Origin of the sequence: Mycobacterium montefiorense, assembly GCF_003112775.1 — a bacterium.
In the GTDB taxonomy this organism is placed as follows: domain Bacteria; phylum Actinomycetota; class Actinomycetes; order Mycobacteriales; family Mycobacteriaceae; genus Mycobacterium; species Mycobacterium montefiorense.
Window position 1 is genome coordinate 1 of record NZ_BFCH01000027.1, and the last position, 20,080, is coordinate 20,080.

Below are 20,080 nucleotides of genomic sequence, written 5' to 3' on the forward strand. Positions count from 1 at the left end.
CACCGCCAACACGGCCTGATACCTCTGCTCGGCCACGCTCAACTCCCTCATCTAGGGAGTGTCAAGGATCAACCGAAGTAACTGTCAACCATCAGCCGAAACACTGTCAGCCATCACCCGAAGACGAAATGTCAAGCATCAGCCGAGCTAATACACCTCTGACGTGGGGCGGGCGGGGCTCGAACCCGCGACCAACGGATTATGAGTCCGCGGCTCTAACCAACTGAGCTACCGCCCCGGCGCGGCGCGCGGCGACCATGGTGCCATGCCGCTCGGTCGAAGAGTATTTCAGCTGGCACCTCACGTCGTTCTCGCGACGCTCTCTGCTTGCTGCGCCAGCGCCGCCGCTAGGCGCCTATAGGACGACTTCAGCGAGTTCTCGATTCCGGGGATGCGCGATGAGCACGTCACGGTCCAGATGATGCGGCTCCGGTTCGAGCGCTCCTCAATCCAGACATCACCCCGGTAATCCTTGAGCGGCAAGTACCACGGGAACGTTGCGGTATAGGCGTGGTGATGTGGGCGCGTGCCATCGACGATGGAGTCGCGTACGACCATGAGCCCGATGCGCATCCGCCTGATGCCACCGTTTCCGGTGTCCGGCTCTCCGCGCCGCTCCCATGACGCAGTGGATACCGTCGGCATCCAACCCGGCCAACGCTCGCAATCGATCAGTAGGTCATATATCTGCGCAGGCTTCGCGCTCGCCAGTTGTTCAACTCGGCACGACACGGACCCCGTCATGCTGCGAAACTTACTACCGCTGAGCGATCCCAGACCAGGCTCGACTATCAACGATGCGAGGAAATCCAGTGTCCGAAACCAAGCTCACCGTCATCTACGACAACCCCACCGACCCCGCTGCCTTCGAAGCCGCCTATGAATCGGAGCAACTGGAAGCCGCTCGGCGGATACCCGGATATCTGCGGCTCGAGGCGTCAAAGGTCTGGCCCAAAGAAGATGGGAGTCCGACGCCCGCGTACCGCTCGATTGACCTCTATTACCCGACTTACGATGCCGTCAGTGTGGCGGTGACGACGCCGGAGGCAGGCGAGTTCTTCGCCGCGATGGCGCGACTCGCGACCGGGGGCGTACGGGTACTGGTCTCCGACATCGAGGTGGCGCAGCACTGATCTCAAGCACGGTTAGCATGCCACTTTGGCGGTTTGGCCAGCGATGACATCGTCCCAGGCATCGAGCCGTGAGAGAAAGAACGCCTCCGCCTCATCGAAGGTGATCTCGGGGTTAGGACCGATCAGGCCGGCGACATCCTGGTATACACGCGCGGCCTCCGGCTCGGCGAATTCCCATTGGCCGAGCGGCCATTCGGTGGTGAGGTAGCCCGCATCGGAGTATTCCTCGTATAGCGGCGTCCCCGGGTACGCAAGGATCCGGCCTAAGAACTTAAAGGCGTTCGTATACTTCGTCGCCCGCAACAGGCGTGCCGTGTCGCGTAGCTCATCTGGCCGCACCGTGGGGTGAAACATGATGGTCCCTGGAATAACATCGATCCCCAACTGCTGCAAGGCATTAACCGTGTCCGCAGGATCTTGTCCCCGGGTCAGAATCTGCTTGCGATAGGCGCGCAGTTGATCGTATGACCCGGTCTCCAGGCCGATGAACACACGACGCAAACCCGCTGTGTGAAGGTGTTTGTACAAGTCCAGATCGACAACGGAGTCCAGACGGATATCGATCATAAAATTGACGTCGACCCCACGACTGAGCATTGCGTTAGCAAAATCAGCCGCGCGTTGCTGTGAACTGGGGTGCTTGGACACGAATAGGTCATCGCTGACGAAGACGAAATCAGTGTTGAAGTCCGACACCAGATACTCGATCTCGTCGACAACCGAGTCAATTGACTTGGCCCGGTAGCTGTTACGACCAAACATGGCCGACATAGCTCCAGTGCCACAAAATGTGCAGCGGTAAGGGCATCCGCGGGTGGAAAAGACGGATGCGGCAAAGCCATCTGCCAGAACGGTAGGCAACTCGTCGCGACACGGACGAGGCAACTCGTCGAGGTCGACGAGCGAGGCGGGCTTGTAGACAATCTGTCCCTGCTCATTACGGCGAGCCACCCCCGGGACATCGTCAGCCGCAGCATCGTTGGCCACCGCCAAAGCCAGCTTGGTGAATGCGACCTCTCCGTCTCCAACGACGACGTAGTCGAAGCAGTCATGCTGGCGCAGTAGGCGCTCGTAGTTCAATGTTGCGATCGCATTCCCTATCGCGATCCGCACGCCTGCCCAGGTGTCTCGCGCCCGCTGCGCTAGCCAGAGCACCTCGGGAAACGTATCGATCGACGAAAAGCCGATCAGTCGCGGCGTTCCAGAGGAACGAGCGGCGCTCTGCATGGCCGCCCACGTCTCCTCGACGCACGTGTGGCCAGCCACCAATCCGTTAACGCTTGTGACTTCGAGCCCCTGAGCCTCGGCGTAAGCCTTGATCGACATCAACCCGAGATGCTCCATCGGCATGGACGAATACAACCGCGGATCACCAAGCTTCTGTTCGCCAACGTACGAGCGCCCGTATGCGCGGACGCCGGGAGGATTGACAAGAAGAATGGTCACAGCGGTACTCCCTTGCATGAAATAAGCTATTGATGCGCGGAAACCGTTGTCGGCCAACAACATTGTCATTCCCGCACGAATCAAAATCGTATCCGCTCAGGTCCTTGCTGGATTGCCTGCTATCACCCGATACCCGCTACCGGCTGTCAGCCATCCAGCGTTAGTACGTTCGGATGAATTTGATGTCCGCCGTTTGGGGGACATTTGAATAAACGTCCAGCACGCCATGAAGTGCATGCCAATGGGAACCGAGCAGCGAGCCTTTTACCGAGCCGACCCAGGCGACATTATTTCGAGGTGCTACAGCGCCGAGAAATTGATACACACCGCCGTCAGCTGAACACCGTCTGACCATCGACATCAAGCAGGTAGCGCTCGGTGCCAGTCTCAACCCGGGGCGCATCGGCTTTCAGCGACACCGCGACCTTATTGCTGGCATTACGCATGATGTCGAGGGTGATCTCGACGGCCTCGGCCTCGGAGAACCGGGCGCGCACCTCGGCGACGACGTCGGCGTCGAGGTGCGCCGGCGTCCAAATTAGCGCATCTACGTACCGCAGCGCTGCTTTTGCGCGCTCGTCGATCAACGTCGAGCTCTCGAACTGCGCAATGTCGTCGTAGAGCGTCTCCGAACCCCCTGCATCCAGGGCCCTGCCCTCGCGCACCGACTTGCACAGCCGGCAGTTGTGCGCAGCCGCGCCACGCAGCCGCACCAGCTCGGAGGTCACCGGGTCAAGCGCACGCATCGCACCCACGGCGGGCAGGAAGTCGTTGAACATCACGTCGGAGGGCTCCGACGCGTGATCCCACTCGATCGGCCCACGCGTCCAGCCCAGATACTGCTCACCGACACCGAGGACTTCCAGCCCGGCCCGCACCCGCGGCAACAGGTCGGCAATGTAGGTCGCCACCACAACGTTGAAGGTGCTGTCCCCCAACGACTTAAACAGCCGGGACCGCTGGTCGTCGGTGATGGCGGAAACGTCGGCACTGAATTGCTCAGCGAACTCGGCCGCGACGATCTCCGCCTCCGACGCGGGTTCGTCCGCCTCAACCTCGACAGGCAACGGCTGCAGCGACATCGTCTGCGCACACACCCGTCGCGCCAAACCGACCAGCCGACCGTCACCCGGGGAGCCCGGAGACAGGGCCACCAACCGCGTCAGCAGGTCTTCTCGAACCGAAACCGGAGCCGCCATTCCAGATACGTTACGACTACTGCGCCTGGCTCACCGAGGACATATGGAAATCGGGGATCCGCAGCGTCGGCATCGCCGCCCGGGTGGCCCAATCGCCCCACTCCCGCGGCAGGGTCTTCTCGCTGACGCCGGCCTCGGTGGCACGGCGCAGCAGGTCCAGCGGGCTCTCGTTGAACCGGAAGTTGTTGACCGCCGCGGTGACCTCACCGTCCTCGATCAGGTACACCCCGTCGCGGGTCAGCCCGGTGAGCAACAGCGTGGTGGGATCGACCTCGCGGATGTACCACAGCGTGGTCAGCAGCAGGCCGCGCTCGGTGCCCGCGATCATGTCGGCCAGGTCCTTGGACCCGCCGGTCATCACCAGGTTGTCGGCCGCGACGGCCACGGGAGCGTCGAACTTCGCGGCGATAGCCCGCGGATAGGCCAGGGCGTTGACCACCCCGTCGCGAATCCAGTCGACCTGGCTGATCTCCATCCCGTTGTCGAACACCGACACGGTCTCCGAGGAGCTGCTTGCCGTGACGAACGGCGTACACAACAGTCCCGGCGCCATCGGGTCGGAGAACAGCGACAACGGCAAATCGGTGAGCCGCTCGCCCACCCGGGTTCCGCCGCCGGGCGCCGAGAACGCGGTGTGCCCCTCCTGCGCGCCCCGGCCGGCCATCGACCAGCCCAGGTAGATCATCATGTCGGCCACCGTCGACGGCGGCATGATTGTCTCGTAACGCCCCGCCGGCAGCTCGACAGTGCGCTCCGCCCAGCCCAGCCGCATCGACAGGTCTTCGAGCAACGAATCGGTAGGCACCTCAACGAAATTGGGTGTCCCGATACCGGCCCACGCGCTGGCGTCGCCACGCTTGCCGTTGATCTCCACCGTGCCCGTGGGCTGCGTGAAACGCCTTCGCAGACCCGTCGACGACGCCAGAAATGTCGTCGAAACACTGTGCTGCGCAAAGCCGTACAACCGATCGGCGCCCTGAAAGCCCCGACTCAACGAACCGGCGACATCGGCGAACACCTCGGCCCCGGTGCCCGGCACCGGCGCATCCCAATCGGCGGGCACCCCGGTATCGACGAGCAGCGGTGCGGCATCGCCGGCCTCCGGCGCGGACCCGGCCGCTTCCTGCGAGGCCGCCACCAGACCCGGGATCACCCGCGGATCCACTTCGGCGGACACAACGGTACCGATGAACGCGCTCGTACCCTTGCGCAGAATCGAAATGACTGTGATGCTGCGGCTCACCGAAACGCCGTTGGTGGTCATCGAATTGCCCGCCCACCGCAACGTCGCCTCGACCTTGTCGGTGACCAGCACCATGGTCTCGTCGGCGCGGCCCAGTTTCGCCGCCTCGTCCAAGACGAGGTTGACGACGTGCTGCGCGGTGATCATCGGCCACCCTCGGTCCGGGTGTTGAGCACGTTGACGCCGCGGAACAACGCCGACGGGCAGCCGTGACTGACCGCGGCGACCTGCCCGGGCTGGGCCTTGCCGCAGTTGAACGCACCGCCCAACCGCCACGTCGACGGCCCGCCCACGGCTTCCATCGAATTCCAGAAGTCGGTGGTGGTGGCCTGATAGGCCACGTCGCGCAACTGGCCGTCCAGGTGGCCGTCACGAATCCGGAAGAAGCGCTGTCCGGTGAACTGAAAGTTGTAGCGCTGCATATCGATTGACCAGGATTTGTCGCCGACGATGTAGATGCCGTTCTCCACCCGGCCGACCAGATCATCGGTGGACAGATCGTCGGTGCCGGGCTGCAGCGACACGTTGGCCATCCGCTGGATCGGCACGTGATGCGGCGAATCGGCATACGAGCAACCATTGGACCGTGGCTGTCCCAGCCGGGGCGCGAACACCCGGTCGAGCTGGTAGCCGACAAAGATGCCGTCACGCACCAGGTCCCAGCTTTGCGCGGCAACGCCCTCGTCGTCGTAACCGATAGTGGCCAACCCGTATTCGACGGTGCGGTCAGCGGTCACGTTCATCACCGGCGAGCCGTAGCGCATCGTGCCTAGTTTGTCCGGCGTGGCGAACGACGTTCCGGCGTAGGCGGCCTCGTAGCCGATCGCGCGGTCGTATTCGGTTGCGTGGCCGATGGATTCGTGAATGGTCAGCCACAAGTTGCTGGGGTCGATCACCAGGTCGGTCGGACCCGGACTCACACTGGGCGACTTCACCTTCTCGGCCAGCAGCGCCGGTAGCTGCGCGAGCTCGTCGGTCCAATTCCACACCTCGTCGCCGACCAATGCCTCCCAGCCGCGCCCCATCGGCGGCACCAGGGTGCGCATCGAGTCGAAACTGCCCGCCGCCGCGTCGACGGTCACCGCCTCCAGCGACGGCATCACCCGCACCCGCTGCTGGGTGATCGCCGACCCGAACGTGTCGGCGTAGAACGTCTGTTCCTTGACCGCGGTCAGGCCGGCCGAGACGTGGTCGATGCCGTCGGCGCTCAGCAGCCGCCCGGAGTACTCCTCGAGCACGCCGATCTTGTCCGCCGCGGGGACCTCGAACGGGTCGATCCGATAGTTCGAGACCCAGGTGACGTCGGCGTACGCCGGCTCGGGCGCCAGCTCGACGCGCTCGGAGTTCAGCACTGCCAGCGTGGTGGCCACATGAACGGCGCGACGCGCGGTGTCGGCCGCGATCGACGGCGCCAGCTCGGCGTGCGACGCGAATCCCCAGGTGCCGTCGACAATGACCCGCACCGCCAGGCCGACCTCGCGGCTGATCACCGAGGTTTCGAGCTCACCGTCGCGCAGTTGGATGATCTCGGTGTTGATGCGGTGAATTCGCAGGTCCGCGTAGCTGGCCCCGGCCGTGGTTGCCGCCGACAAGGCGGCCTCGGCGAGCTCGTGTCGCGGCAGGCCCAGGAAGTCGGCATCGATCCCCCGATTCGGTGTCACGGCTCCACCGTAACGACAGTGCTCTCCAAACACCTGCAGGCCCGCTTTAATTAGCTGCATGCCCGGCCCAGCAAGCAGCAGTAAGGCGCGATCCACCGCGCTGGCCTACGGGCTGCTGGCGCCCAGTCTGTTCGGTGTTGTCACCTTCTTGCTGCTACCCATCCTGGTGGTGATTTGGCTCAGCCTGTACCGGTGGGATCTGCTGGGTCCGCTGCGCTTTGTGGGTCTGGACAACTGGCGCTCGGTGCTGGCTGACTCCGACTTCGGCAATTCACTGATCGTCACGGCGATCTTCGTGGCGATCGTGGTTCCGACGCAGACTGTGCTGGGACTGGCAGCCGCGTCCATGCTGGCCCGCCTGCTGCCGGGCACCGGCTTTTTCCGCACCGTGTTTGTGCTGCCGTGGATTTGTGCGCCGCTGGCGATCGCCGTGTTGTGGCGCTGGATCCTGGCTCCCACCGACGGCGCGATCGCGACGCTGCTGGGGCATAGCATCGAGTGGCTGTCGGATCCCACCTTCGCGCTGCCACTGGTGTCGGCGGTCGTCATCTGGATGAACGTGGGCTATAACTCGTTGTCCTTTCTGGCCGGTCTGCTTGCCATTCCGAACGAGATCCACGCCGCCGCGCGCACCGACGGCGCCAATGCCTGGCAACGGTTCTGGCGCATCACGCTGCCGATGCTGCGCCCGACGATGTTTTTCGTGCTGGTAACTGGGATCGTCAGCACCGCGCAGGTTTTCGACACCGTGTACGCCTTGACCGACGGCGGGCCGGGCGGTAGCACCGACCTGGTGGCCCACCGCATCTACGCCGAGGCGTTCGGTTCGGCGGCCATCGGCCGGGCATCGGTGATGGCGGTGGTGCTGTTTGTGATCCTGGTCGGCATCACCATCGTTCAGCATCTGTACTTCCGCCGGCGGATCACCTATGACCTCGTCTAGCCGTGTCGCGAACGCGACGATCTACACCGGCCTGGCGGTCGGTGCGCTGATCACGTTGCTGCCCTTCGCGCTTGGCCTACTGACGTCGTTCACCTCGGCACAGCAGTTCGCGACGGGTTCGCCGCTGCAACTGCCAAACCCGCCCACCCTGTCCAACTACGGCGACCTGGCCGGTGCCGGGTTCGGCCGCGCGGCCGCGGTGACGGCGTTGATGACGGCGGTCATCCTGGTGGGCCAAATGACCTTCTCGGTGCTGGCGGGCTACGCGTTTGCCCGCCTGGACTTCGCGGGCCGCGACGCGTTGTTCTGGGTCTACATCGCGACGTTGATGGTGCCCGGGACGGTCACCGTGGTGCCGATGTATCTGATGATGGCCGAGGCTGGGCTGCGCAATACGTTCTGGGCATTGGTGCTGCCATTCATGTTCGGTTCCCCATACGCGATCTTCTTGCTGCGCGAGCACTTTCGCCAGATCCCCAATGACTTGATCAATGCCGCGCGCCTCGACGGCGCCAACACCCTGGACGTGATCGCGCATGTGGTCGTTCCGTCCAGCCGGCCGGTGCTGGCGACGCTGACGCTGATCACCGTGGTTTCGCAATGGAACAACTTCATGTGGCCGTTAGTGATCACCAGCGGTCACAAGTGGCGGGTGCTCACCGTAGCGACGGCCGAACTGCAGTCCCGCTTCAACTCGCAATGGACGTTGGTGATGGCGGCGACCACGATCGCGATCGTTCCGCTGGCCCTGCTGTTCATCGCATCCCAGCAACACATCGTCGCCTCGATCGTCCTCTCGGGTGTCAAGTGAGCCGGCCCCTTTCTTCCACACTGTCCGCCGGCGCGCTGGGATTGGTCGCGGTGCTGTTGGCCACGATCGCCGTGCTGCTCAACTACTCCGGCGAACCGCATGGCAACAAAATCGTTGTGCGGGTGCGGGTTTGGGACGTTCCAATCGCCGAGGCCTACCGGGAGTCGTTCGCGGCGTTTCACCGTACGCATCCCGACATCGAGGTACGCGTCGATCTGGTGGCCTACTCGACGTACTTCAACACGCTGCGCACCGACGTCGCGGGCGGCAGCGCCGACGACATCTTCTGGCTCTCCAACGCCTACCTCGCCGGCTACGCCGACAATGGCCGACTACTGGACGTCCGAAAAACCCTGAGCCCCGAAGAGATTTCGGATTGGGAACCGGCGGTGGTGGACCAGTTCACCCGCGGCGAAGCGCTGTGGGGAGTGCCGCAGCTGACCGACGCCGGCATCGCCGTGTACTACAACGCCGACCTCCTCTCCGTCGCCGGCATCGGCCACGCGCAGCTGGACTCGCTGCGCTGGGACCCAAATGGCGACGACACGTTGCGCCCGCTCGCGGCCCGGCTCACCGTCGACGTCAATGCAAATACTGCGGGCACAGCGGGTTTCGACCCCAGCCGGATTCGGCAGTGGGGCTACAACGCGGCCAACGACGCGCAGGCGATCTACCTCAACTACATCGGCTCGGCGGGCGGCGTGTTCCAGCGCGGCGACGAGTTCGCGTTTGATAACCCCCGCGCAGCGGCGGCCTTCCGCTACTTGGTCGGCCTGATCAACGACGACCACGTCGCGCCACCGGCGTCGGACACCAACGGCAACGGCGACTTCTCCCACAACCAGTTCCTGGCCGGCCGGATGGCGCTGTTCCAGTCCGGCACCTACAACCTGGCGTCGATAGCCCGCGATGCCCGATTCCGCTGGGGCGTCGCGATGCTGCCGATCGGTCCCGCGGGCCGGATCAGCGTCACCAACGGCATTGCCGCGGCCGGCAATTCGGCCACCAAGCATCCCGACGCGGTGCATCAGGTATTGGCATGGATGGGCAGCAATGAGGGCAATGCCTATCTGGGTGCGCAGGGCGCGGCGATCCCGGCGGTGCTCTCAGCCCAGCAGGTCTACTTCAATTACTGGGCGGAACGCGGCGTCGATGTCACACCCTTCTTCGCCGTCCTGGAGGGCCCGCGCATCCCGGCCCCGGGCGGCGCCGGCTTCGCCGCGGGAAACACGGCACTGCAAGGCTATTTCGACGAGATGTTCCTTGGCCGCGGCGATGTCGCGACCACGCTCAGGCAGGCGCAGGCCGCGGCCAATGCGGCCGCTCGCCGTTAAGCAGCGTTGTTGAGTGCGCTGTGGTGACGGCTCCACACGAAGTAGAAGATCAGCGCGAGCAAGATCCAGCCGCTGAACGCGATCCAGGTGTACCAGTGCAGACTGAGGAGGATGTACCCGCAAGCCAACACCGAAAGCACCGGTGTCACCGGGTAACCGGGCACCTTGAATGCGCGCGGCAGGTCCGGCTCGCGCACCCGCAGGATGATCACCCCGATCGCGACGACGATGAACGCGGTGAGCGTACCGACGGACACCATGTCCGCCAGCTTGTCGAGCGGGACGAATCCAGCCAACGTCCCCGCGGCAATCGCGACGATGACCGTGTTGCTCACCGGGGTCATCGTGCGCGGGTTCACCGACGCGAATCGCGTTGGTAGCAGCCCGTCGCGACCCATCGCGAACAGGATGCGGGTCTGACCGTACATCGTGATCAGCGTGACGGTGAAGATCGAGATCACCGCACCCACGCACAGAATCGTGCTGGCCCAGCCGTGGTGCGTCACTTTGTCGAGGATGGTGGCTAGCCCGGCATCCTCCTGCCCGGCGAAGTCCTGCCACGGCTGACTACCCAACGCGGCCAGCGCGACGAGCACGTAGACGGCAGTGACGATCGCCAGCGCCGCGATCAGCGCCCGCGGCATGTTCGTCTGCGGATCCTTCACCTCATCGCCCGCCGTCGATACCGCGTCCAGGCCGATGAACGAGAAGAAGATGGTGCCCGCCGCCGAACCGATGCCCGCCGCACCGAAGGGGGCAAAGTCTTTGAGCTGGTTGGAGTCGAAGGCGCTGAACGCGATGATCACGAACATCGCCAGCACCCCCAACTTGATCAGCACCATGATCGCGTTGACCCGCGCCGATTCACTGGCCCCGCGGATCAGCAACAGCGCGCACATAACGATCAGAATGACCGCCGGCAGATTCACGTAGCCGGGGTCGGAATCCCACGGTGCCGCCGATAACTCACGCGGCAGGTGGAATCCAAAAAGGTTGTGCAGCAGCTTGTTGACGTAACCGCTCCAGCCGACGGAGACGGCGGCCGTGGCCACCCCGTATTCCAGCAGCAGGCACGCCGCCACCGCCATCACGACGACCTCACCCAACGTGGTGTAGGCGTAGGAGTACGACGAACCCGAAATCGGTACAGCCGAAGCCAACTCGGCGTAGCAGATGGCCGCCAAACCGGCCGCGATCCCCGCAATGACAAAGGAGACGATCACGCTGGGTCCGGCTTCCGGCACCGCCTGCGACAGCACGAAGAAGATGCCGGTGCCGATCGTCGAGCCGACCCCGAACATCGTCAGCTCGAATACGCCGATGCTGCGTTCGAGGTGATCCGCGGCCCCGTACGCAACGGGTGCGCCAACCACCGGGCGGCGCCGCAGCATCTGTTGGATTAGGCTGATCGAGCTAACTGGCAAATCGCCCCCTATCGCTGGATCAGCTGATTATGCCCGCAATACGTCGGCGAACTGGTCGATCGCCCAGTCAATCTCCTGCTCGGTGATCACCAGCGGCGGCGCGAACCGCAGCGTCGACCCGTGGGTGTCTTTCACCAGCACACCGCGCCGCGCCAAACGCAGGCTGATTTCCTTGCCGGTGGCCAGCGTGGGTTCGATATCGACGCCGGCCCACAGGCCGAAGCCGCGCACCGCCAGCACCCCGTCGCCGATCAGGTCCCGCAGCCGCCGGTGCAGGTGAGCGCCCAATTCGGCCGAGCGGGCCTGGAATTCGCCGCGCGCCAGCATGGACACCACCGTGGTGCCGATCGCGGCGGCCAACGGGTTGCCGCCGAACGTCGAGCCGTGCGAGCCCGGATGCAGCACACCGAGAATGTCGCGGTCCGCGACGACGGCCGATAGCGGAACCACGCCGCCGCCCAGCGCCTTGCCCAGCAGGTAGACGTCTGGCACCACACCCCAGCGGTCGCAGGCGAACGTGTAGCCGGTGCGTGCGAGGCCCGACTGGATTTCGTCGGCGACCATCAGCACGTTGTTGTCGGTACACAGCGACCGGGCGGCCGGCAGGTAGTCGTCGGACGGCACGACGATGCCCGCCTCACCCTGGATAGGTTCGAGCAGTACCGCGACCGTGTTCTCGTCGATCGCGCCGGCCAGGGCCGCGGTGTCGCCGAACGGCACCGCACGGAAGCCCGGGGTGAACGGACCGAACCCGCCGCGTGCCGTCGGGTCCGACGAGAAGCTGACGATGCTGATTGTGCGGCCGTGGAAGTTGTTCTCGGCCACGACGATGTTGGCGCGGCCCTCGGGGACGCCCTTGACGTCGGCACCCCACTTGCGCGCAACCTTCAGGCCGCTCTCCACCGCTTCGGCGCCCGAGTTCATCGGCAACACCATGTCTTTGCCGCACAACTGCGCAAGCGCAGCGCAGAACGGTCCCAGATTGGCGGCGTGGAATGCCCGGCTGACCAGCGTGACCGTATCGAGTTGAGCATGCGCCGTCGCGGTGATCTCGGGATTGCGGTGGCCAAAGTTCACCGCCGAATACGCGGCCAGACAATCCAGGTAGCGCCGTCCGTCGACGTCGGTGATCCATGCACCCTCGGCGCTGGCCGCCACCACGGGCAGCGGCGAATAGTTATGCGCTGCATACTCATCGACGAGGGCGATCGCATCCTCGGTTCCGCTGGTGGTCACCGAAGTCTGGTCGTCGAGCATCGTCACGCAAACACCTCCAATGTGCAGCACTTAACTGAGCCGCCCCCCTTGAGCAGCTCGGAAAGATCGACGCCGACCGGCTGGAAGCCCGATTCCCGCAATTGGGTTGCGAAACCCGTTGCGGCGCAAGGATGTATGACATTCAGGCCGTCTGATACCACGTTGAGGCCCAGCACGTAGGCGTCCGCGCTCCCCACCACGATAGCGTCGGGGAACAGTGCGTGCAGCTGATCCTGTGCTGCCGTACTGAACGCCGGAGGGTAGAACGCGATCGTGTGGTCATCAAGGACGGCGAGTGCGGTGTCAAGGTGGTAGAACCGTGGGTCGACCAGCTCGAGCGAGACCACCGGCATGCGCAGCGCCGTCGAGATCTCAGCATGTGCGCGCCGGTCGGTGCGAAAGCCATAGCCCGCCAACACCATTTCGTCGACCATCAGCAGGTCGCCCTGTCCCTCGTTGACGTACCGGGTGGTGACAGGCCGATAGCCCATCGACGACATCCACTCGCCGTAGGCCGTCGCCTCACCGGCCCGCTGTTCGTAGCGGAATCGCGCGACGATCGCAACGTCGCCGGCAACGAATCCGCCGTTGGCGGCGTACACCATGTCCGGCAGCCCGGGTACAGGCTCGACGAGGTCGACGTGGTGGCCGAATCGCAGGTAGGTCCGCCGAAGGTTTTCCCACTGCGCTAGCGCAACCTCGACGTCGACCGGCGTGCCGACGTCCATCCAGGGGTTGATCGCGTATTCGACCGCGTAGAAGGCCGGCCGCGTCATCGCATATCGACGTGTCTGAGCTGTTCTTGACGGCTTGGGTGCGGCGTCTTGCCATGCTTCACGCCCAGCGCGAGGAGCCGGGTCGGCGACATAGTAATCCGTCATAGATCAACTGTATTTGCGCGCCTACGCACAATCAAAATTCGAATCTTGTGTGTCTATGCACGATTTATTGCGCTAGAGTGACGTATACTGCGATCTATTGCGTAAGGCTGAAACGAGGGGCGATGGACCGCCTGGACGAGACCGACGAACGCATCCTCAACGAGCTAACCGAGCATGCGCGGGCCACCTTCGCCAAGATTGGCGAGAAGGTGAATCTGTCCGCCCCGGCGGTGAAACGTCGCGTTGACCGCATGGTCGACAGCGGCGTGATCAGGGGGTTCACCACGATCGTCGACCGCAACGCCCTCGGCTGGAACACCGAAGCCTATGTACAGGTGTTCTGCCACGGCACGATCGCGCCCGATCAGCTGCGGGCGGCCTGGGTGCAGATGCCCGAGGTGGTCAGCGCGGCAATGGTGACCGGTACGTCCGACGCGATCCTGCATGTGCTGGCCCGCGACATGCGCCACTTGGAGTCGGCCCTCGAGCGCATACGGCAGAGTGCCGACATCGAACGCAGCGAAAGCACCGTGGTGCTGTCGAACCTCATTGACCGGATGCGGACCTAGCCCGGTTTAAAAGCCAGCGCCGCGACTCCGCTGGCGGCCGCCGAGTTGCGTAGGGCCATGGCTGGTTTCGTTCCGGGACCGAATTCGCCCGGGCCTGCTTCAGCTGTGTGCGCAAGTGCTGCCGAAGGTCGTGCAGACCGGGATCTGCCCAACGGTTGTCGGCTTCGATCGGGTCGGCGGTGAGGTCGTAGAGCTCCCACTGATCATCGAGTGGAGATGTCCGAAATGCCTCTCCCCCAATGCCATTGGCAGCCAGATGACGCACGCCCGGTTCGGTCCAGGTGCCCGGGTCGTCAAAGGTGCGCACCAGCTTCCACAGGTGCCCGGCGCCTGCTGCATCGTCGACCCGGACAACCAGGCCTTCGAAATTCGACGCGGTGTGAGCCGGAATTCGGATCCGCAGCGGTGCAGGAGGATTGACTGTTTGCTTTAGGCGTCGGCCCAGGCCCGACGCGCCACTGTCTCCTTCGAGCATGTTGTCGCGGGTCATCAGGTAGACGGCCCGGGTGTCGTCGGCGGGTGCGCCGTCGACGACCGGCATCAGATCGCGGCCCGGCAGCTCGTGGACCTCCGAGAACGACTGGGCCAGCGTGGCAGCGACTTCCGCGACGTCGACTCCCGCGGCACCGAGCAGCGTCGGGACCAGGTCGACATGCGAGGTCGGTGCCGTGACGGCGCGGGGCTGGGTCGTTCGCGTGCCGATGCGGGCGATGACGAACGGAACGCGGGTGGCCTCGTCATAGAGGTTGAACCATTTCTGGTGCAGTCCGCCGTGGGCGCCCAGTAGATCTCCGTGATCGGCGGTACGCACCAAAACTGCTTCAGCCGAACCATTTTCGGTGACGGCACGTCGGACGCGGTCGATCGGTGCGTCCACTTCGGCATGCAGTCGGTAATACAGATCGCGGTAGCGCTGCGCGCCACGCTGGTAGGTCCGGTCGATCGCGGGCGCCGGACCGTAACCGGAGTAGTAGGCCTCTCGGAACGCGATTTGGGCGGCCGGTTTGGTCGACAGGTCCTCGTCGGCAGTCGGTGCCGCAGCGACCGGCGGCGGGTCCAGCGGCGACGGCTTGACCGGGCCACGACGCGACCAGGTGGGGAACAGCACGATGTCGTGCGGGTTGACGAAGCTGGCGACAAGCAGGAACGGACGCAGCGCGGCTTGGTCGCCGGCGCGGCGGCGGGCGTAACGGTCGGTGAGCCAGGCCACGACACGGTCGGCGATCAGCGGGTCGCGGCGAATGCCGGCATTGCCCAACAGCGCGCCGTGCGGCTCCGGGCCGACCCAGCCGGAAAAGCCATACGGCCCGAGCGGATCCGCGTCGAGGTAGCGCTGCACCGCGACCGGGTCGACGACGCCGTCGTCGTCGTTGGTCGCCGGCGGGCGGTCGGTGTCCGGGTCGATCAGATCCGCGTGCGAGATGTGCCACTTGCCGTCGTAGTGCGTGTCGTATCCGGCGGCGCGGAACCAGTTGCCCAGGGTCGGCACCTCGTCGCGGCGAAGCCAGCGCATCCGGGAGTCTTCGGCCGTCTTGCCGATGCCGTCGGTCTGGGTAACCCCGTGTAAGTCTGGGTAGTGCCCGGTGAAGATCGTCGGGCGGCTGGGCACGCAGGCAAGCGAACCAGTGTAGTGCCGGCCGAAGCTGACACCGTGCTCATCGAACCATTTGCGCCCCAGCAGTATTCGATCACGCCATGCGAGTACGTCAGGCGTCTCGTAGGGCGGCACCGCACGTTCCTCGTCGGTCATCACGATGACGATGTCGGGACGATCAGACACGCGCGTTCTCCAATCGGTTCGCGAGCCCGGCGAGCATCGAGTCGGACTGTCGTGCGACGACGCGGCACACGACGCGTTCGGCAAGCTGCTGTGGTGGTCGAGACCCGATTTCGACCGTGGTGGTCAGGGTCACGACGGTCGAATCACCCGCGCTCGCCGCGAGTGTCCAGCGGTTGGTCACCCGGCGCAGTAGGCGGGGCAGGCCCTCGATTTCGTAGGCGAGCGCGTGCGGCGGGTCGAACTCGATAATCCGCTCGACGAGGGTGTCACGGTTGACTTGGACTCGTCGGGTGGTACCGAGCGGCGCCCCGCCGGCACCAGAATTCAGGATGCATGAGTGATCGACGTTGTCGGCCCACGAAACGATTGCGCCGAAGTCCGCAAGGACATCCCAGACTTCTTGCCCGCGAGCCGCAATGATTCGAGTGCGCTGGATGTCGGCCACGCGCTCACGCTACGCGAAGAGCGCGGACCTGCTCACTTAATCGAGGCGATATGCAGGATTGTATCGATTGCCACCGAGGCAGCACCCGCAGTGACGAACAGACCGAGCGTCACCCAGTCCGCTAGTTTCGGCCGAGCCGGTGAGGCGGACAGCTGGCCCGCCCCGCCGCGGGCGGTGATTGCATCGCCCATCTCGTCAGCACGCCGCAACGTCACGACCATTGCCGTCGCGAGCAAGTCGATCACTTCACGGCCCTGCTGCCGGCGCCGGGCCTTGCGACTGCGCGGCTCCGCTGTGGGGCGGAGCCGGCGGGCCGCGTAGAGCACCTGGAATTCCTCGATCAACATCGGGAAGGCGCGCAGCGCGAGCGCCAAGGCTGCCGCCCACTCGTCGACCGGAATTCGGAATATCTTGGCCGGCCGGCCCAAAGTGGCTAGCGCGGGGCCGATTTCGGCGACATTGGTCGTCCAGGACACCAACGCTCCGAGCGCCAACAGCAGAATCGTCAGTGCAGTCATCCGCAGGAAGTGCAGCGAGCCACCGAGTCCGACGTGCAAGCCGCCCACCGAGAGCACCGGGCTGCCACCGGCGACCGCGGCCGTCACAAAGCCCAGCCCGATCACGACCCACATCCAGCGCGGTACCGACGGCATCGCTCCGCGCGGAATATGCGCGAGCCACAATGCCGCGACCACCAGGCCCCCCGAGTAATCCGATGCTCACCCAACCCGGGTAGAACGTCAGCAGCACCGCGACGCCGGTCACCACGAGTAGCTTTGTGCCGGCCCACAACTGGTGGATAACGGAGTTGCCGGGCACCGGAACCAGCAGCACGACCGGCCGGGATGGGCGTCGGGTCCGGCCTTTGGCTTCGGCCGGTGACACCATGTCGGTCATGCCACACCACCGGTCGAGGTCGACACCGTGTCGAGCACGCCGTTGCGTAGATGCAGGGTGCGCGGGCAGACACCTTCAAGCCCGATGCCGTCGTGCGAGATGACCACCAGCGTCAGACCCTGCTCGCGGCGCAAGCGCTCCAGCAGCCGTAGCAAGCCGTGCTGGCTGACGATGTCCAATCCCGCCAGCGGCTCGTCAAGAATCAATGCTCGCGGCGAACGCGCCAGCAGCCCGGCGAGCACCACACGGCGCATTTGGCCACCGCTGAGCTGGTCGATGCGCCGTTTGGCCAACGACGGTTGCAGCCCAACCAGGCCCAGGGCTGCCGCGACCCGGTCTTCGTCGTCGGGCGAAAAACCTGCTGCGGAAGCCACTTCCAGGTTGACGCGGCTGCGTATCAATTGCAGCCGGGCACCCTGAAAGGAGAACGCGACCTCGCCGACGTGCTCGTGCGTGGGCTCGCCGTCGATCAGGCAGGCGCCACTGGTGGGGACGGTCAAGCCCGCCATGATCCACCCCAGCGTCGATTTACCCGAGCCGTTGTGGCCGTATATCAAGACCCCGTCACCCGGCTCCGCGACAAAGCTGATGTCGCGCAACGCAGGCTTGGCCCACGGTGTGCCACTGGCATATTCGTGTCCGACGCCGACGAGTTCGATCGTGCCGGCGTCGCGCCGCTTGCCCGTTACGCCGGCCGGCGCCGATGCATCCACGATCTCGACCGCAGCCTTGTTATCGGATGAATCACTGAGATTGATTGCCCTGTCGGCGGATGCGGCCTCGTTGTCGAAGTGAGTGATGTGCACCAGGGCGGCGCGGTGCCGCTTGGTGAGACCCGACAGGACGCCCAACAGGGTGTCGCGGCCCTCCTGATCGATCATCGAGGTGACCTCGTCAGCGATCAGCAGCGCCGGTTCGCGAGCCAGTGCCGCGGCGAGCGCCAGGCGCTGCAATTCCCCGCCCGACAGGCTCGCGGTGTCACGATCGGCGAGATCCTCCAAGCCGACCTCACTGAGCAGCCGGTTCACATCGACGCGCGCGTCCGGGGGTAAGCCCCACACCACATCGTCGGCGACCCGGGTGCCCAGCACCTGACTCTTCGGATGCTGCAAGACAAGAGCCGTACCGCCAAGCTCGCCCAAACCCACTGCGCCGGGGCGTTGCACGCGGCCCGATGTCGGTTGCCGGCCGGCCAGAACCAGCATCAACGTCGTCTTCCCGGAACCGTTGGCACCGGTGACCGCGATGTGTTCCCCGGCGCGAACTTCGAGGCTGACCTCGCGCAGCGCGTCTTGACCGGCTTTCGGATAGCGGAATCGAACGTTGTCCAATCGCACCGGCACCGGACCGATCTGGCCGTCGGAAACCCCGTCGGTGTCAGGAGGATCCAATTTGTGGACATCGGGGATGTCGCCGATCCGCTCCAACAGGCGAGACAGTGCCGACCAGCCAATCAGCGTCACGATGACGACCACGAACATCAGGTAGGGCAGCAGCAGCCACGGCCAGTAATGCAGCCCGTTGGCGACGAACCGCTGCATGGCCGCGGCGACATCCGGTAGGTGGATCCAGCGCAGGAACGCGGCGAAGCCGTCAACGTCCGCGGTCAGTACTCCAAAGATCAACTGCCGCAACCGGGTCAGCACCGCAAACACGCCAACCCATACCGCGCCCCAGATCGCTCCGGCGATCAGCGACGCGAAGATCACCGTGGTAACGCCGCGGCCTTTGCGTTTGACGATCCCGCATATCCCGCCGACCCAGGCGGCGTCGATGACCATCGCGGAACTGCCCATCCCCGAGATCAGGAAGGCAATAATCGTCGCAGCAATGGTCGCGGCGATCAGAACGCGTGGTCGGTAGCGGTACGCCAGCAGCCCCATCGGTACCGTGCCGAGCACCCCCAGCCCCTGGGCAAACGGAATGATTGCGGTCACTGCACAGAGCGCCCCCATCACCGCGGCCTGAGCTAATTCGTTCGGCTGCAACGGTCCACCCGTGTGAAACGGTAGTGGGCGCGAGGTCACTTTCTCGATTGTGCCAGGTTGAAATTGGATCCGTGCTCAACGAGTGCTGGCCACTGGTCTTTGCTGGATCCCGGCGGTAGGTGTCCGCGATTGGTCTCCCATAGCAAAGCTATGCAACCATGTATATATGGACAAAGTCGTCGACAGCGCAAACGTCGCGCTTCAGCAGGGATTAGGGGCGGACCTGCTCGCCGTGGTCGCGCGGCTAAACCGACTGGCCACCCAGCGCATCCAGATGCCCTTGCCGTCGGCACAGGCCAGGCTGCTCGCGACCATCGAAGTGCACGGAGAAGCCCGCATCGGCGACCTCGCCGCCGTCGACCACTGCTCTCAACCGACGATGACCACGCAGGTGCGTCGGCTCGAGGACGCCGGCCTGGTGAGCCGCACTGTCGACCCCGGCGACGCGCGGGCGGTCCGGATCCGGATCACACCCGACGGAAGACGCACCCTGAATGCCGTTCGGGCCGATCGCGCCGCCGCGATCGAACCGCAATTGGCCATGCTGGAGCCCACGGACCGCCAGGTGCTGGCAGAAGCGGTCCAGGTGTTGCGCCGGCTGCTCGACAACGCCGCAGCGACACCGCGCCGCAACACGCTGTGACCCGCCCACACCCCTTGCGGGTCGACCAGCGCCAGCGGGTAGACACTTAGTCGGTGGCTTCCGCGTTCCCAGCCTCACCACTCACCGTTTTCGTCGGATCGGTGAAGTACGTCTTCGCCCCGGGCCGCGACGTGATCGTGGCGTACGGCGACTGGTGCGACATCCCGCTGGACCGCTTGGGCTTCGCCGCCCCGCCCCCGCCGATTCCGCAGCCCGATCTGCTGCTGCGCTTCGCGGGCACGCGTTGGGTTGCCGTCGATAGAAGCCGCACCGGCATCTTCGTCGACGGCGTCCGGGTTCCGACGCTCGACATTCGCGACGGCCAGACGATCGCATTGGGTGATCCGCAGCGCGGGCCGCGGCTGGTTTTCCGTATTGGCCCCCCGCAGCACGCGCCTTATGCACCACCACCGCCCAAGCAGCCGC

At 65.0% G+C, this 20,080-nt stretch carries 18 protein-coding genes, 1 tRNA gene and 1 pseudogene; 7 read left to right on the forward strand and 13 right to left on the reverse strand.

The window, feature by feature from the left end; genetic code table 11:
* Positions 1-164: 164 nt before the first annotated feature.
* Positions 165-238: transfer RNA gene (locus tag DB708_RS22225), tRNA-Ile, on the reverse strand.
* Between the two features lie 62 nt (positions 239-300).
* A complete protein-coding gene (locus tag DB708_RS22230) occupies positions 301-744 on the reverse strand; it encodes an SRPBCC family protein (RefSeq protein ID WP_108925654.1) in 444 nt (147 codons plus the stop codon).
* Between the two features lie 68 nt (positions 745-812).
* On the opposite strand from DB708_RS22230, the gene DB708_RS22235 reads away from it, so the two are divergent.
* Complete coding sequence (locus DB708_RS22235) at positions 813-1,133, forward strand: EthD family reductase (protein WP_108925655.1); 321 nt, start codon at positions 813-815, stop codon at positions 1,131-1,133.
* 12 nt (positions 1,134-1,145) lie between these two features.
* Here the strand turns inward: DB708_RS22235 and DB708_RS22240 are convergent, their stop codons facing one another.
* The 4 genes from DB708_RS22240 to DB708_RS22255 all read right to left on the reverse strand — a co-directional run bounded on the left by DB708_RS22240 (position 1,146) and on the right by DB708_RS22255 (position 6,682).
* Positions 1,146-2,579, reverse strand: coding sequence for a B12-binding domain-containing radical SAM protein (locus tag DB708_RS22240; RefSeq protein ID WP_201263590.1), 1,434 nt, complete (start codon positions 2,577-2,579; stop codon positions 1,146-1,148).
* Positions 2,580-2,911: 332 nt separating this feature from the next.
* Complete coding sequence (locus DB708_RS22245) at positions 2,912-3,778, reverse strand: carboxymuconolactone decarboxylase family protein (RefSeq protein ID WP_108925656.1); 867 nt, start codon at positions 3,776-3,778, stop codon at positions 2,912-2,914.
* Between the two features lie 16 nt (positions 3,779-3,794).
* The gene (locus DB708_RS22250) at positions 3,795-5,168 is read right to left on the reverse strand and encodes a TldD/PmbA family protein (protein ID WP_108925657.1); all 1,374 of its coding nucleotides are present in this window, start codon (positions 5,166-5,168) and stop codon (positions 3,795-3,797) included.
* On the reverse strand, positions 5,165-6,682 hold the full coding sequence (locus DB708_RS22255) for a TldD/PmbA family protein (RefSeq protein WP_108925706.1): 1,518 nt from the start codon (positions 6,680-6,682) through the stop codon (positions 5,165-5,167). Before DB708_RS22255 ends, DB708_RS22250 begins: the two co-directional genes overlap by 4 nt.
* A 58-nt stretch (positions 6,683-6,740) precedes the next feature.
* Between DB708_RS22255 and DB708_RS22260 the strand changes: the two genes are divergently transcribed.
* The 3 genes from DB708_RS22260 to DB708_RS22270 are packed head-to-tail and all read left to right on the forward strand — an operon-like array spanning position 6,741 to position 9,770.
* Positions 6,741-7,625 (forward strand): carbohydrate ABC transporter permease, encoded by an 885-nt coding sequence (locus tag DB708_RS22260; protein WP_108925658.1) that lies wholly within the window; start codon positions 6,741-6,743, stop codon positions 7,623-7,625.
* The gene (locus tag DB708_RS22265) at positions 7,612-8,436 is read left to right on the forward strand and encodes a carbohydrate ABC transporter permease (protein WP_108925659.1); all 825 of its coding nucleotides are present in this window, start codon (positions 7,612-7,614) and stop codon (positions 8,434-8,436) included. The genes DB708_RS22260 and DB708_RS22265 overlap by 14 nt, the downstream gene beginning before the upstream one ends.
* Positions 8,433-9,770: an ABC transporter substrate-binding protein gene (locus tag DB708_RS22270; protein ID WP_108925660.1), complete on the forward strand. Its 1,338-nt coding sequence runs from the start codon at positions 8,433-8,435 to the stop codon at positions 9,768-9,770. The genes DB708_RS22265 and DB708_RS22270 overlap by 4 nt, the downstream gene beginning before the upstream one ends.
* On the opposite strand, the gene DB708_RS22275 is transcribed toward DB708_RS22270, so the two are convergent.
* From DB708_RS22275 to ddaH, 3 genes are read right to left on the reverse strand one after another with little or no spacing between them, the layout of a single operon-like run.
* Positions 9,767-11,194 carry an amino acid permease gene (locus DB708_RS22275; RefSeq protein ID WP_108925661.1) on the reverse strand — a complete coding sequence of 476 codons (1,428 nt, stop codon included), beginning with the start codon at positions 11,192-11,194 and terminating at the stop codon, positions 9,767-9,769. The two genes, DB708_RS22270 and DB708_RS22275, sit on opposite strands and share 4 nt — an antisense overlap.
* A gap of 27 nt (positions 11,195-11,221) precedes the next feature.
* Positions 11,222-12,457 carry an ornithine--oxo-acid transaminase gene (gene rocD / locus DB708_RS22280; protein WP_272889282.1) on the reverse strand — a complete coding sequence of 412 codons (1,236 nt, stop codon included), beginning with the start codon at positions 12,455-12,457 and terminating at the stop codon, positions 11,222-11,224.
* Complete coding sequence (gene ddaH, locus DB708_RS22285) at positions 12,454-13,332, reverse strand: dimethylargininase (protein ID WP_108925663.1); 879 nt, start codon at positions 13,330-13,332, stop codon at positions 12,454-12,456. Before ddaH ends, rocD begins: the two co-directional genes overlap by 4 nt.
* A 122-nt stretch (positions 13,333-13,454) precedes the next feature.
* On the opposite strand from ddaH, the gene DB708_RS22290 reads away from it, so the two are divergent.
* Positions 13,455-13,901 carry an Lrp/AsnC family transcriptional regulator gene (locus DB708_RS22290; RefSeq protein WP_108925664.1) on the forward strand — a complete coding sequence of 149 codons (447 nt, stop codon included), beginning with the start codon at positions 13,455-13,457 and terminating at the stop codon, positions 13,899-13,901.
* Here the strand turns inward: DB708_RS22290 and DB708_RS22295 are convergent.
* The 4 genes and pseudogenes from DB708_RS22295 to DB708_RS22310 form a co-directional block, all read right to left on the reverse strand.
* On the reverse strand, positions 13,879-15,681 hold the full coding sequence (locus DB708_RS22295; protein ID WP_108925665.1) for a sulfatase-like hydrolase/transferase: 1,803 nt from the start codon (positions 15,679-15,681) through the stop codon (positions 13,879-13,881). The genes DB708_RS22290 and DB708_RS22295 overlap by 23 nt on opposite strands.
* The gene (locus tag DB708_RS22300; RefSeq protein WP_108925666.1) at positions 15,674-16,126 is read right to left on the reverse strand and encodes an SRPBCC family protein; all 453 of its coding nucleotides are present in this window, start codon (positions 16,124-16,126) and stop codon (positions 15,674-15,676) included. Before DB708_RS22300 ends, DB708_RS22295 begins: the two co-directional genes overlap by 8 nt.
* 32 nt (positions 16,127-16,158) lie before the next feature.
* Positions 16,159-17,014: pseudogene (locus tag DB708_RS22305) on the reverse strand (CbiQ family ECF transporter T component).
* 5 nt (positions 17,015-17,019) lie between these two features.
* Positions 17,020-19,050: an ABC transporter ATP-binding protein gene (locus DB708_RS22310; RefSeq protein ID WP_235616895.1), complete on the reverse strand. Its 2,031-nt coding sequence runs from the start codon at positions 19,048-19,050 to the stop codon at positions 17,020-17,022.
* 127 nt (positions 19,051-19,177) lie between these two features.
* Here DB708_RS22310 and DB708_RS22315 point away from each other — a divergent pair, with 127 nt between their 5' ends.
* Together DB708_RS22315 and DB708_RS27815 are read left to right on the forward strand one after the other, a co-directional pair.
* On the forward strand, positions 19,178-19,654 hold the full coding sequence (locus tag DB708_RS22315) for a MarR family winged helix-turn-helix transcriptional regulator (RefSeq protein ID WP_108925667.1): 477 nt from the start codon (positions 19,178-19,180) through the stop codon (positions 19,652-19,654).
* Positions 19,655-19,707: 53 nt separating this feature from the next.
* Positions 19,708-20,080, forward strand: a 373-nt coding sequence (locus tag DB708_RS27815; RefSeq protein WP_369692935.1) for an FHA domain-containing protein, incomplete at its 3' end; no start/stop codon positions are given.